The organism is Marinomonas mediterranea MMB-1 (genome assembly GCF_000192865.1).
GTDB lineage: Bacteria > Pseudomonadota > Gammaproteobacteria > Pseudomonadales > Marinomonadaceae > Marinomonas > Marinomonas mediterranea.
Genome location: NC_015276.1, coordinates 48,571 through 62,060 on the forward strand (window position 1 = coordinate 48,571; position 13,490 = coordinate 62,060).

The 13,490-nt window shown below is 45.2% G+C and carries 7 protein-coding genes; 5 read left to right on the forward strand and 2 right to left on the reverse strand.

Features of this window, described 5'->3' with window-relative positions:
• Window positions 1-2: 2 nt before the first annotated feature.
• The gene (locus tag MARME_RS00240; RefSeq protein WP_013659260.1) at window positions 3-1,469 is read right to left on the reverse strand and encodes an NAD-dependent succinate-semialdehyde dehydrogenase; all 1,467 of its coding nucleotides are present in this window, start codon (window positions 1,467-1,469) and stop codon (window positions 3-5) included.
• A 480-nt stretch (window positions 1,470-1,949) separates the two neighbouring features.
• On the opposite strand from MARME_RS00240, the gene MARME_RS00245 reads away from it, so the two are divergent.
• Both MARME_RS00245 and MARME_RS00250 read left to right on the forward strand, forming a co-directional pair.
• Window positions 1,950-3,974 carry a DUF3857 domain-containing transglutaminase family protein gene (locus MARME_RS00245; protein WP_013659261.1) on the forward strand — a complete coding sequence of 675 codons (2,025 nt, stop codon included), beginning with the start codon at window positions 1,950-1,952 and terminating at the stop codon, window positions 3,972-3,974.
• The gene (locus tag MARME_RS00250) at window positions 3,974-5,179 is read left to right on the forward strand and encodes a tetratricopeptide repeat protein (RefSeq protein ID WP_013659262.1); all 1,206 of its coding nucleotides are present in this window, start codon (window positions 3,974-3,976) and stop codon (window positions 5,177-5,179) included. Before MARME_RS00245 ends, MARME_RS00250 begins: the two co-directional genes overlap by 1 nt.
• 95 nt (window positions 5,180-5,274) lie before the next feature.
• On the opposite strand, the gene MARME_RS00255 is transcribed toward MARME_RS00250, so the two are convergent.
• A complete protein-coding gene (locus MARME_RS00255; RefSeq protein ID WP_013659263.1) occupies window positions 5,275-7,308 on the reverse strand; it encodes a hypothetical protein in 2,034 nt (677 codons plus the stop codon).
• Between the two features lie 383 nt (window positions 7,309-7,691).
• Here MARME_RS00255 and MARME_RS00260 point away from each other — a divergent pair, with 383 nt between their 5' ends.
• The 3 genes from MARME_RS00260 to MARME_RS00270 are packed head-to-tail and all read left to right on the forward strand — an operon-like array spanning window position 7,692 to window position 13,472.
• The gene (locus MARME_RS00260) at window positions 7,692-9,161 is read left to right on the forward strand and encodes a circularly permuted type 2 ATP-grasp protein (protein ID WP_013659264.1); all 1,470 of its coding nucleotides are present in this window, start codon (window positions 7,692-7,694) and stop codon (window positions 9,159-9,161) included.
• A 1-nt stretch (window position 9,162) separates the two neighbouring features.
• The gene (locus MARME_RS00265; protein ID WP_013659265.1) at window positions 9,163-10,107 is read left to right on the forward strand and encodes an alpha-E domain-containing protein; all 945 of its coding nucleotides are present in this window, start codon (window positions 9,163-9,165) and stop codon (window positions 10,105-10,107) included.
• Entirely contained in the window at window positions 10,104-13,472 is a 3,369-nt protein-coding gene (locus MARME_RS00270) for a transglutaminase family protein (RefSeq protein ID WP_013659266.1), read from the forward strand. The genes MARME_RS00265 and MARME_RS00270 overlap by 4 nt, the downstream gene beginning before the upstream one ends.
• The last annotated feature ends 18 nt before the right edge of the window (window positions 13,473-13,490 follow it).

Genomic DNA, 13,490 nt, shown 5'->3' on the forward strand with positions numbered 1-13,490 from the left:
AATTACTTTAGGTTGCCCATGCATAGGTATTTGACTTCAACGTATTCGTCGATACCATAAACAGAGCCTTCGCGTCCGCTACCGGACTCTTTTACACCACCAAAAGGCGCGACTTCACTGGAAATCATCCCTTCGTTGATACCCACCATGCCGTACTCTAAGTTTTCAGAAACGCGCCATATACGGCTTAAGTCTTGAGAGTAGAAATACGCTGCCAGACCAAAAGGCGTATCGTTTGCCATAGCAACCGCTTCTTCTTCTGTACTGAACTTGAAAAGAGGTGCAACAGGGCCAAAAATCTCACTTGAGAAGATATCCATCTCGTCAGTGACGTCTGTTAGGACGGTCGGAGCAAAGAATTGAGCGCCTGTTGTCGATAAGGTGCTTCCGCCCGTTAGCGTTTTTGCGCCTTTTTCAAGCGCGTCAGAGACCAGCCCTTCAACCTTTTCGATTGCAGCAGGGTTAATAAGCGGACCGATTGTCACGCCGTCTTCGAAGCCATCGCCTGTTTTTAATTCGGCGACGCGTTTAGCGAGCTTTTCAGCAAAGGCGTCATAGATGCCTTCTTGAACTAAAATGCGGTTTGCACAGACACAAGTTTGACCCGCATTACGGAATTTCGAAGCCATTGCACCGTCAACTGCTGCATCTAGGTCTGCATCGTTAAAGACGATGAAAGGCGCGTTACCGCCCAGCTCCATAGAAGTACGTTTTACGGTTTGAGCGCATTGAGATAGCAGTAGTTTTCCGACAGGCGTAGACCCAGTAAAACTCAGCTTACGGACAATCGGGTTACTTGTTAGAACGCCGCCAATGTCTTTTGCGCTTTTACCAACCACAACATTTAAGACGCCAGCTGGAATACCTGCTTGATGCGCAAGTTCTGCCAAAGCTAATGCACACAGAGGTGTTTCGTCGGAAGGTTTGATAACAATGGTACAGCCTGCCGCAAGTGCGGGTCCTGCTTTACGCGTTATCATGGCAATTGGGAAGTTCCACGGCGTAATCGCAGCGACAACGCCCACACCTTGTTTAATGGTTAAAACACGCTTGTCTTTAGCAAAGGTTGGAATCACATCGCCATTCAGGCGGCGTGCTTCGTCCGCAAACCAATCGATAAAAGAGGCACCGTAGCCGACTTCACCTTTTGCTTCGGCAAGCGGTTTACCCTGCTCCAATGTCATTAATTTTCCGAGATCTTCTTGGTTGTCTAGGATCAGCTGATTCCAGCGGCGCAGCGCTGTAGAACGTTCTTTAGCCGTTAATGCTTGCCAACCTTTAAGTGCTTTTTCGGCCGCTTCGACCGCGCGCGTGGTGTCGTCTGCACCTAAGTCAGCAATATCAATAATGTGTTCGCCATTCGAAGGATTCGTAATAGCGTACGTTTTACCTGAGTCAGCGGAAACCCATTCACCATTGACGTAAGACTGGTTCTTTAACAAATTTGGCTGAGATAAGGTCACTTGCATAAGGCGCTCCAGACAACAATATGTTTGAGGTAGATCATGCAGACCTACGTGTGTTTTCGATAGTAGGAGATGCAGTATCTAAGGAAAATGAGAAGCTATCAATGCTTTGTTTGATGCCATTCAAACTTTATTAATTAATGGTTTTTTGATCGGTATTTGCGCATAAATTCAGCTAAAATGCGTCGAAAATGCACTGGCAGCATGTTGAAAATGCTGTCGTATTTATTGTTGCAAATCATAAAAATGTTGTTTAAGACTTTTTGCAATTCGGTATTGGAGTTCGCAGTGGTCGTGAAAAGGTCTCAAATTTTGCTAAGAGGGAAAATCAACCGTCTCCATGGTAGCAAGTTTTGATTATTGCAAAGTATGTCGGGGTGGTTTACATATCATTGGTTGATGGACTTATGATCTATTAAGCCCTTTCCGCCCTGTTTCTTTTTCTTTATGCTTTACGCACATTCTTTTAGCTAAGGAAAAGCAATGATTTGGAAAGGCTTGAAACCTATTCTGCTCTGCGCGTCTTTACTCGCTTCTTTTCTAGTGAGTGCGGAAAAGTATCAGTCAAACGGATTTCAGTTTGAAACCAAAGACTTTCCGTCATGGGTAACGCCTAAACATTTGCCTGATCTGCTACCTACGCAGCATCAGGGGTCGGTGTCTTACCTACTTCTTGACCGACAGGAAGTCGCAGATGGCAACGATAGCGGATATTTTTATCATCTTGTCCAGCGAGCCAATAATTTGGATGGCGTTGAAGATATTTCAAAACTGAGTATCTCGTTTAATCCAGAGTATCAGAAGCTTGTTTTTCATAACATCAGTGTCATTCGTGACGGTCAGGAAATGAATCGTTTAGAACCCTCCGATATTTCTCTAGTGCGAGAAGAGAATGAACTATCTCAGGAGTTGTTTACAGGGTATGTGGATGGGATTGTTTTTCTAAAAGACATTAGAGTTGGCGATATAGTGGATTATTCCTACTCTATTGAGGGACGCAATCCGGTCTTTCAGGGACATTTCTTCAGCTCCTGGTCGATGAACTGGCAAGTCCCCGTCAATTACTCTTATCTCAAAGTGATTACAACGCCTGATTACCCGTTAACGATTAAAAATACGGGCTATAAAAGTGCCCCGCTGATTACGGATAACGGCAGCCAACTGGTTTACGAATGGACAGCAGAGAATACCCCTACCTACTATTATGAAGACAACTATCCGAGACGTTTTTCTCCGAGACAAACGGTGAGCTTGTCAGAGTTTGATAGTTGGGAGAAGGTCAATGCATGGGGAGAGACACTTTATAGCTATGATTTTACGAATGAAGAGCTTAACCAGTTTGTCGCTTCTCTGTCTAAGAAAAGCAAATCCGATGCTGTGTTAGCTGCCTTGGATTTTGTTCAAGAAGAAATTCGTTATCTAGGCATAGAGTTGGGACTAAATTCGCATCTTCCCCATTCGCCTGACGAAGTTATTCAACACCGATATGGCGACTGTAAAGACAAGACACAGTTACTGGTCAGTTTGCTAAAGAAACTAAATATCACAGCCTATCCAGCGTTGGTTTCCTGGGATAAAGGAAGCGGTGTGGATCTGTATGCGCCTTCTCCTGGGGTATTTGATCATGTCATTACGTATGTTGAACTTGATGGACAGGCGTATTGGTTAGACCCTACTCGCAGTTTTCAAGAAGGCACATTGGAAACTCTGGGGTATTACGATTATGGCAAGGCCTTAATTCTAGGACATCCAGAGAAAAAATCCTTAGTAACGGTTGGCTTAAAAGACAGTCAAATCCCTGTGGTGGAAACGAGAAATCGGTTTAGTGTTTTGAGTACAGAAGCTCCGGTCGAGTACACGGTGATAACAACTTACACGGGCACGCGTGCAGATCAAATGCGCCGCCGAGTTGCAACAAGTCGCTTGGAAGCATTGGAGTCGGATTACATCAATTATCTAAGTGGCTTTTTTCCTGGCATTGAAAAAACTCAGGATATGACATTTAAAGACCATAAAGCCAAAAATCAATTCGACGTAGAAGAGCATTACCTGATCCATGACTTTTTCTCAGAGGAAGATGGCAGGAAGTATTACACGCTTTATGCTTATGGTCTTTACGGGTATATCAAGAAACCAGAAGTGACCAGAAGAAAGGGACCCTTGTGGCTGCAAGGCCCTGTAAAACTTAGTCATCAAATTGACTATGTCACTCCTAATAAAGGAGCGATGAACATTGATTCGAAACGCGTTGAAAAAACAACCGATCAGTTGTGGTTTATGAAAGAGGAAGACTGGTTTAATCGAACGCTTACCATTCGTCATGAGCTCATGATTAAAAGCGATGAACTGCAAGCCAAGGATATGAAATCCTATTTAAAATTCTATGAAATGATTAATGATAATACAGAGCATGCTTACTGGGCGGCAGAACAACAAGCTGACAATGGTATCTTTGCCGATTTTATTAGTGATCTTCAGCAGCTCATTTATACTAAGGAAGGTTCGTAATGACGTTAATTGCGAAAAAATGCTCTTTTATCATAGGGTTATTTGTTCTGGCTACAGTGGGCTTATCTGGGTGCGCCTCTAATCAAACGAAATCAGGAGCGTCATCATCAGAACAAGACGTTGCTAGTGAGTCGGAACAGACTTTTGTATCAAAGTTTCCTTCTAAGGCCTTGCTTGAGTTTGCCAATGATGTTGAACTCGAGCTTATTAGGGGCAATGGGAGAAGCTTGGTGAATAGAGTTGATATGTCGCTTTTTCTTTATCGAGGGAAGCGTTCATATCAGGCGAATACCTTTTCTCTTGAGGCTCTACAAGGGGATACACCTGCGAAGTATATTCAATCCCTTCTTATTAATCAGTTAAGTGATCTGCGTAACCATTACAAGCAAATTACACTGGTGCATAAGGATGTTGAGCATTCTAAATTATTGTATCGCCTAAACAGGAATCGACTCGACTATTTGGAAGTGTATTACCGTAAAAATTACAAAGGGGACTATCGCATTATCGACTTTAGGAGGTGGTTGTCGGTGATGCCAGAAAGTACCCGTCTTACCAGAATCGCGATGCTTTCAGAGGCTTCTAAGAAAGGGAAAAGCCGTAAAGCGACGAGCACAAATTGGAATAAATTGCCGAAAATACTGAAAAAATCCAATGCAAAAGAGATCAAGACCTTTTTTGATGAGCTCTACACCGAAGGGCGAGAAGTGCAATTTTTGCAATTACTGGAAGTCAGTACGTTATTAACGAATACAAAAGATGATAACGAGTATAAAAAACGGCTAAGTTTCCTCGATCTCCAAAGACAGCCTCTTAGCGATGTATTATGGCTTGCTGCATACCATTCTAGTTCGGATCCGCACTTATCTGTCAAAATCGTTGATAAGGTACTGAAAAACGAATATGGCGATGCTGCTATATATCAGTATCGGTCCGAGCAAGAGCTGCGTATAAAACAGTTTGATAACGCGCTCAATAGCGCTTATCAGGCATTGTCCGTCGACCCTGAATACCAACCAGCATACTGGACTCTGGCCGCAGAGCTTGCCCGCCGGAATGAGCTGGATATGGCATGGGATGCGTTGCGAGTGCTAAGAAAGCGATTTGGTCGTCTTATTACTAAGAACACACTCTCTAGAACGCCTTTATACAAGGCATTATTGGAGAAACCAGAGTTTCAAGATTGGTTAAATAACCCAACTTAGATCGGTTTCAAAATAGCTCGATTTTTAAAAAACGCGCGGTAATAAACGAAAAAAGCTGGCTTAAGCCAGCTTTTTGTATCTTGGGGAAACGTAAGTTATCGCACGCGATAACGATAAAGGTTTTCTTCGTCTAATAAACATTCAAAACCGCTGTTTCCAGTCGCTAATAGCTCGCATTGGTAGCTGCTGGGTTCTTGCATTTGAAGTTCTGCATCACAACTCTCTCGACCAAGCACTTCTTTCTCAACCACAATGAACTTGTCGCCCTGTTGCTGCCACTCGTATTTAACGTTAAATAGGTCACAGTTCGAGTCAGAATCATCAATTACATTATAAGAGCCTGTCCCATCGGCATTTATGGTTTCGTATCCATACGTGCTCCAGCGGCAATCGTCTCCCATAGTGTCTACTTGGTAAGAACCTGCTAGTTGGACTTCTTCGGTTGAGGGACGAGCGGATGCCATCATATCGATCTCGACACCGTAATTATTAAAGGTAACCTCGGTGGTTGATTTCACATTTTGGTTGCTGATCTGTTGTAACTCTTGATGAACGGCGATGCAAGTGTCTACGGTAGGCTGGCCTGGGTTGCCATTCATTCCGAGCATATTATCAATTAAATTGACGGTGTCAGCGTAGTCGATCGCAAGCCCCAACAGCCCTTTCTTATTCAGAATTTCTTGGCTTTTTTCTTCTGAAAGTGTTGCCGCGTTAGGGCCAGCGTAGACCATAAGTGCCTTGCCTTTCACACGGCCTTTAACATTGATAGAAGCGGGTACATCGGGGATGTCGAGATCTGCTGGCGTTCCATCTTGTGGTAAAGGCAGTCCTTTTACGGGTGCAATGTTTGCTGCGATGGCGGCAAGGTTGGCAGGATTTTCCGCAAACACGGACACAATACCATCTAAACTTGTTAGCCCTCTTGACGGAGAGTAATCAAAATCAAACAGGTCAACTGAGAGCCCTGTTACACCATGTGCTAGACCCGCAAACATGGCCAATTGAGACGGATGCTGGCTCTTTAAGTCGGTTTGCAATTGTTTTAGTTCAGGACAGCTTAATTCTAGATTTTGAAATTGTGACCAGAAGTTTGTGAGTACTGGCGTGAGAGTATTCACATTAATTCCCAAGCCTAAGCTTGCTAGTGTATCGCTGTTTTTTAGCGTCGTTGCAGAAAGGTGTCCATTAAGCTGTTGTAGGTTCGATTTAATGGCGTCGCTTTTTATTTCCCATATCGTTTTATAGTGCGCTTCAAAGGCTCCGTCTGCGGCTGTTTTTGAGTGAAAGCTACTGACGATAATAGGCGCACTTTGAGCGAACATTTGAATATCTGCGCTACAAGCCTTGGGTGTCGCTTTCAGTCCAAGATTCTGTAAGTCCTGACTGCCAGAATGATTTTTGGATCTTGTGGCCATTAATGCCATTTGTTCGAGGTCGACAAAACCAACGCCAGTACCTTTTAGCTTAAAGTTAGCAATCAAGGTATCCATTTTATTTGTCTTGTTAATGGACATAGATTCCTTTACCAAGCCCAATCGCAAACGTTTTTTCTCTAAGGTGTCGCTTTTAAAGAATAAGCCGAGGGAAACTGTGTTCTGGTTTGTCGAGATGGCCAAATAAGGCGACTCGCCCTCAAATTCGTCGATTGTCAGTGGCCATGTGAATACTTCCGCACCCTTCCACATTTCGCGAGTGGCTTCAAATTGCTGTGCTTTTGCGACGGCAGTGACCTGCTCGACAAACGTTTGAGGGTTACGTGAGGAAGCCTGAAAAATGGGCAGTCCGCCATCGAAATAAAACGCCGCAGAGTCCTCAGTACTGAAACCATACACATTAAGCAATGTTGGGTCTTCGCCTTGGCTAAACCGTGTTATGTCGGATATAAGCTGCGTGAGAAATTCACTGGCATTAGGGTTCGAAAATACTTGTTGAAGTGCTTGCTGTGTATCCGCTTCGGACGTGTTGAGGCTAGAAAGCCCCGCTGTATTAGCAACAAGGTCTCCTTCGTAGTACAGCACGGTATCCGCAGGGGCATTCATTCTGAAAGTGTCCATTGGGCCGGCGAAGGACAGAGAACTGAGTAGGACGCTGCTAATACCTGCAGCGGTTGAGATAAGAGGTCGTTTCATTTTTATCTGTATCCATTTTATAAAAAATAAACAATTTGTTTCGTTTGAGGTTTTTGACGGTAAATTAGCGGTGAAAGTGAACGTCGATCATTTCTTACTCCGCGTTGCTTCTCATCATTCATTATTGGCCTGACCTTTGCAACCACATCAGGGTGATTAACAGTATACTTGCTTGATCTATCTATTGATCTCGATTAAGTGATTTGTTGTTAAAGTCCGCAATCAATACTGTACAAAAGGTCACGAATGGTGCACTTTAGGTAAACAGGGATTGAGTACGTTATTGAACAGACGGCTCGCCAGCTTTGCCTGACGCATGCAATGGTAATTACAACAAAGATAATGCGCTGCGACCTCCTAGACCTTTTGTGAGGAAAACTTATATGGAAAAACTTAGTCAAGACTACCGGTCTGCCCCTTTTTTTGATGAACTTATTGATCATGAGGGCGCGCCACGGCCTCCTGCAAGACAACTTCTGCACTACCTCGAATCCCTCCCTCCCGAAGAACTAGATAAAAGGCGACAAACAGCAGAAGCAACGATTCAGGAAATGGGGATCAGCTTTACTGTTTATACCGACGAAGGGAACATAGACCGATCCTGGCCATTTGACATTATCCCTCGAACCATAGACGCAACAGACTGGAAAATCGCCGAAGCCGGCCTCAAACAACGACTCACCGCACTAAACCAATTCATAGACGACCTCTACCACGATCAAAACTGCATTAAAGATGGCGTCATTCCTGAACACATTATCAAAGATTCTAAAAACTTCCGCCCTGAATGCGTAGGTGTATCGCCTGCATTTGGTGTGTGGGCTCACATTTGTGGCACCGACTTGGTGCGTGATGCGGATGGCGAATTTTATGTTTTAGAAGATAATCTACGTGTGCCTTCTGGTGTGTCCTATATGTTGGAGAACCGTGCGTTGACCAAGCGTGTTCTTCCAGAGTTGTTCGAGAATGACCGTATTCTTCCGCTCGACTCTTACCCCGCGCAATTATTTGAGACGTTAGCGGCATTGTCTCCTCGCCAAGTTGCTCAGCCTGAAATCGTGGTTTTAACGCCCGGTATCTATAACTCAGCGTATTTTGAACATGCGTTTTTAGCGCAGCAAATGGGAGCGGAATTGGTTGAGGGTAGTGACCTCTTTGTCGATGAAGATGATTGCGTCTATATGAAAACCATTTATGGGCCAGAGCGTGTGGATGTTATCTATCGTCGAATCGATGATTTGTTTATCGATCCCGAAGCGTTTGAGCCTGATTCTGTGCTTGGCGTGCCCGGTTTAATGCGCGCATGGCGAGCTGGTAACGTTGCGCTTGCGAACGCTCCTGGCGCAGGTGTTGCCGACGATAAAGTCGTGTACGCGTACGTTCCTGCCTTGATTCGTTATTATTTAGACGAAGAACCGATCTTAAAAAATGTCGAAACTTACCTGTGTGAGAAAGAAGAAGATCGAGAGTTTGTGTTAGCGCATTTAGATAAGCTCGTGGTAAAACCCGCGAATGAATCGGGCGGCTATGGCATGTTGGTTGGCCCTCACTCAACAAAGAAAGAGCAGCAAACGTTTGCGAAGTTAATTAAAGAAAACCCCAGAAACTATATAGCTCAACCGACGTTAAAATTGTCTACTGCCCCTATCCTTACGGACAAAGGTGAGATTGATCCACGTCATTTGGATTTGCGTCCGTTTATTCTGCAAAGTAAAGATACGTATGTCACCACAGGTGGACTGACTCGAGTGGCAATGAAAAAAGGCTCGCTTGTCGTCAATTCGTCACAAGGGGGTGGTAGTAAAGATACTTGGATCGTTGATACAAAAGGTACTGAGGCGAAAGGAGAGTAGTATGTTATCAAGAGTGGCTGAAAGACTGTACTGGAGCGCTCGCTACCTTGAGCGAGTAGAAAATACTGCTCGCTTAGTCAGTGTCTACGATGAGCTGTTGTTTGACTTGCCAAGAGAGGTTGAAATCTCTTGGTATAACCTGATTACGATCAACAGTGGTACTGAAGCGTTCGAACAGCGCTATAAAAACAAAGATGAGCGAAATGTCGTCAAGTTCTTACTTTCAGACGACACCAATTCCAGCTCGATGCTGAGTTCGCTGAAAATGGTACGAGAGAATATCCGAACCACACGGGATGTATTGCCCCAAGAAATGTGGGAACTTGTAAACGAGTTGGATTTATTCGCCCGTCAGAATATTAAACAAGGCATTAATCGATCTGAGCGTCACGCGTTCTTAAATACCATCATCGAAGGGTGTCAGAAGGTCGTGGGTTTGTTGGCTGCAACCATGTGTCGCGATGCCGGCTGGCATTTTATGATAATGGGACGTTACATTGAGCGTGCCGATATGAATACGCGTATTCTTGATGCGGCTGTCTCTCAGATGTTGTTATCCGAAGAAGATGAAGTGATTAAGTTAGGTCAGGTGATCTGGACGAAAGTTCTGAAATCGCAAAGTGCCCTGCTGAATTACCGTAGAACGGTTCGCTCGACGGTCAACGGCGCGAAAGCGGTGTCTTTCTTGATGATGGACGACTATTTTCCTCGTAGCCAAAAGTATTGCATGACTCAAATTCGAGAAGCCGCTTCGACGCTGCCTCGTTCTGGGCTGATTGCTGCAAACATAGATAAACTGCTCGAAGAAACCAACGCCGTTGAATCGTCAGAGGAGCTCAACCAAGACTATCGCGAGCACTTAAATGACATTCAAGTGGCTATTATCGAGCTTAATCATCAAATTACGGAAAACTGGTTTTACTTTCGTCAAGGAGACGCTGCATGACCATTCGTGTCGCCATACAACACAAAACAAACTATGAGTTTGATCGGCCGGTCGAGGTATTTCCTCATACTTTGCGCCTTCGCCCTGCGCCGCATTCACGCACACATATACATGGTTATTCGTTAAAAATTGGGCCAGATGAACATTTTGTAAACTGGCAACAGGACCCGTTTGGCAACTATCAAGCGCGTTTAGTATTCCCAGAGAAAACCACTTCTTTGAGTTTTGAAGTGGAAGTGATCGCCGATATGACGGTCATTAACCCATTCGACTTCTTCATTGAAGAATACGCGGAAGAGTTTCCTTTCGCCTATGACAGTGCCTTGAAAGAAGAGCTTTCGCCTTATTTGAAGATCAGTGAAAGTTGTCCTGAACTCGATAAATGGCTATCGACGGTTGATCGAAAAAGCAAACGTATCGTCGACTTTTTGGTCGAACTTAATTCGCGATTAGCGAGTGAAATTGACTATGGTATTCGTCTGGAACCCGGTGTTCAGAAGTGCAAAGAAACACTGACGTTAAAGAAAGGTTCATGTCGTGATACGTCATGGTTGCTGGTGCAAATATTAAGACATTTGGGACTGGCGGCGAGATTTGCATCGGGCTACCTTGTTCAGCTTACCGCAGATGTAAAATCTTTGGATGGGCCTTCTGGCCCAGAAGAAGATTTCACAGACTTGCATGCTTGGTGTGAAGTGTACATTCCCGGTGCAGGTTGGGTGGGACTTGATCCTACTTCTGGCTTGTTTGCTGGCGAAGGTCACATCCCTCTTTCGTGTACACCTGAACCCGAATCCGCAGCGCCGATTACCGGCTTTACTGATGAATGTGAGTGCGAATTTTCCTATACCAATGAAGTCATTCGAATTCACGAAGATCCTCGTGTTACTAAGCCTTACAGCGATGAGGAATGGGAAAACATCAAAGCATTAGGCGCTGCCGTCGATGAAAAATTGGTACAAGAAGACGTGCGCCTTACGATGGGCGGTGAGCCGACGTTTGTGTCTATTGATGATATGGAATCGGATCAATGGAATACGGCCGCGTTAGGCGATGAAAAGTTAAGCTTGGCTAAAAACTTATTGCTGAAAATGAAGCAAGAGTTTGGCGGCAACGGTTTACTTCATTATGGTCAAGGTAAATGGTACCCGGGTGAAGAGATTCCGAGATGGGCGTTAGGTTGCTATTGGCGCACCGACGGCCACGCTTTATGGGAAGACGAGTCGCTGCTTGCTAGAGTGGATAAAGACTACAAGCACACCATAAAAGAAGCAGAAGACTTTGGTCGGATGCTATGCGATACCCTTGGTTTGCAAAGTGAATACTTGCAAACAGGCTATGAAGACACGCTGCATTACTTACTGCAAGAGCAATCCTTACCGGAAGAAATTGACCCGACTAAGGCCGATCTAAGCGATGACCTTGAACGACGTCGCCTGGCGAAGCTTTTGACACGAGGGCTTAACACGCCAACGGGCTTTATTCTTCCCCTAGAGCACAACAATGGCTATTGGCATAGCTCCAAATGGCCGATGCGACGTGATGTGATCACCCTAATACCGGGCGATAGCCCAATGGGGTATCGATTACCGTTAGGTTCATTGCCGCCCGTTGCGGAAGAAGATGTTCAGCCTGAACGCGATCCATTCGAGCCACTGCAACCATTGCCGACGGAGTTTGTTCATCAAGCTGCGCCGAAAGCTGTTGCTCAAAGCGTACAGACTCAGGTACAAAAAAAGTCAGAGACTAAAAAAGAGCAACAAAAGGCGAAAAATACCGTATCCGTCGTTCGAACCTCTCTTTGTATTGAGCCTAGAAATGGTCGATTGCACCTGTTTTTACCGCCTCTGACGCATCTAGAACATTATGTTGCCTTGTTAAATGCAATTGAAACCAGTGCAGCTAAGTTGGATATGCCGGTCGTGATTGAAGGTTATGAACCGCCTGGCGACCCACGTATGCAAAAATTCCTGATTACTCCGGATCCGGGTGTCATTGAGGTGAATATCCACCCAGCTAAAAGCTGGAAAGAGCTCATGTACAACACCGAAACCTTGTATGAACAGGCGCATCAGTGCCGTTTAGGAACTGAAAAGTTCATGCTTGATGGCCGGCATACTGGAACGGGTGGTGGTAACCACATAACGTTGGGTGGTAAAACACCTGCTGACAGCCCAATGTTGCGCCGTCCAGATATCCTGCGTAGCTTTGTGACCTTTTGGCAACATCACCCTGGCTTGTCGTACTTATTCTCTGGAATGTTTATTGGCCCAACCAGCCAAGCGCCGCGTCCTGACGAAGGGCGTGACGAAATGCTCTATGAAATGGAAATTGCCTTTCAAAATATGCCAGAAGGGTTTGTCGAAGAGCCGTGGCTTGTTGATCGACTGATGCGCAACTTGCTGGTGGACATTACGGGTAACACACACCGTTCAGAGTTTTGTATTGATAAGCTTTATGCGTCTGGTAGCGCAAGTGGCCGTCTGGGATTATTGGAATTCCGCGGTTTTGAAATGCCACCCCATGCTCGTATGTCGCTTGTTCAAATGCTACTGCTTCGCTGTTTGGTCGCGCGCTTCTGGAAAGAACCATACAAGCAACCTTTGGTCCGCTGGGGCACGAGTCTTCATGACAAATTTATGTTGCCGCACTTTGTCTGGCAAGACATAAAAGAGGTAGTGGATGACTTACAAGCGCATGGCTATCCATTTAAGATTGAATGGCTGGCGCCGTTTGAAGAATTCCGTTTCCCTCATTATGGCCGCCAACAAATCGATGACATTGAGTTGGAATTGCGTTGGGCGATTGAACCATGGCATGTACTTGGTGAAGAAGTCACTCAATCAGGGACAGCGCGTTACGTTGATTCGTCCGTTGAGCGCCTACAAGTGAAGCTGACTGGCTTGACGGAAGGTCGTTATGTACTAGCATGTAACGGCCGTCGTGTACCGCTTAAAAACAGTGGTCGTAAGGGGGAATTTGTCGGAGCCGTTCGTTATAAAGCGTGGGCGCCGCCATCGGCTTTGCATCCTACGTTGAATACCGACACACCATTAGTGTTCGATATCATCGACACATGGAATGGCGTCTCAATTGGCGGTTGTACCTACCACGTAAGCCACCCTGGTGGTCGTAGTTACGAAACTAACCCTGTTAACAGCTATGAAGCAGAAGCAAGGCGTGTAAATCGCTTCTGGAATCACGGCTTCACGCAAGGTGCTATGACACCGCCGCCAGAGTTTAGTGCATTGCGCGGTTTTTACGAACATGCTGACGGGCCTAAGGCCATGTCTCCACCACCGGAAGAGCCGAGTGATGAATATCCTCACACATTGGATCTTAGAAAGCAGTATACTAGGCTCTAAAATTTAACTAGATGTTTA

What these genes read in the sequence shown, in the direction of transcription:
- MARME_RS00245 (WP_013659261.1), top strand. Translation starts at nt 1,950, where the DNA reads ATGATTTGGAAAGGCTTGAAACCTATTCTGCTCTGCGCGTCTTTACTC.
- MARME_RS00255 (WP_013659263.1), bottom strand. Translation starts at nt 7,308, where the DNA reads ATGAAACGACCTCTTATCTCAACCGCTGCAGGTATTAGCAGCGTCCTA.
- MARME_RS00265 (WP_013659265.1), top strand. Translation starts at nt 9,163, where the DNA reads ATGTTATCAAGAGTGGCTGAAAGACTGTACTGGAGCGCTCGCTACCTT.
- MARME_RS00260 (WP_013659264.1), top strand. Translation starts at nt 7,692, where the DNA reads ATGGAAAAACTTAGTCAAGACTACCGGTCTGCCCCTTTTTTTGATGAA.
- MARME_RS00270 (WP_013659266.1), top strand. Translation starts at nt 10,104, where the DNA reads ATGACCATTCGTGTCGCCATACAACACAAAACAAACTATGAGTTTGAT.
- MARME_RS00240 (WP_013659260.1), bottom strand. Translation starts at nt 1,469, where the DNA reads ATGCAAGTGACCTTATCTCAGCCAAATTTGTTAAAGAACCAGTCTTAC.
- MARME_RS00250 (WP_013659262.1), top strand. Translation starts at nt 3,974, where the DNA reads ATGACGTTAATTGCGAAAAAATGCTCTTTTATCATAGGGTTATTTGTT.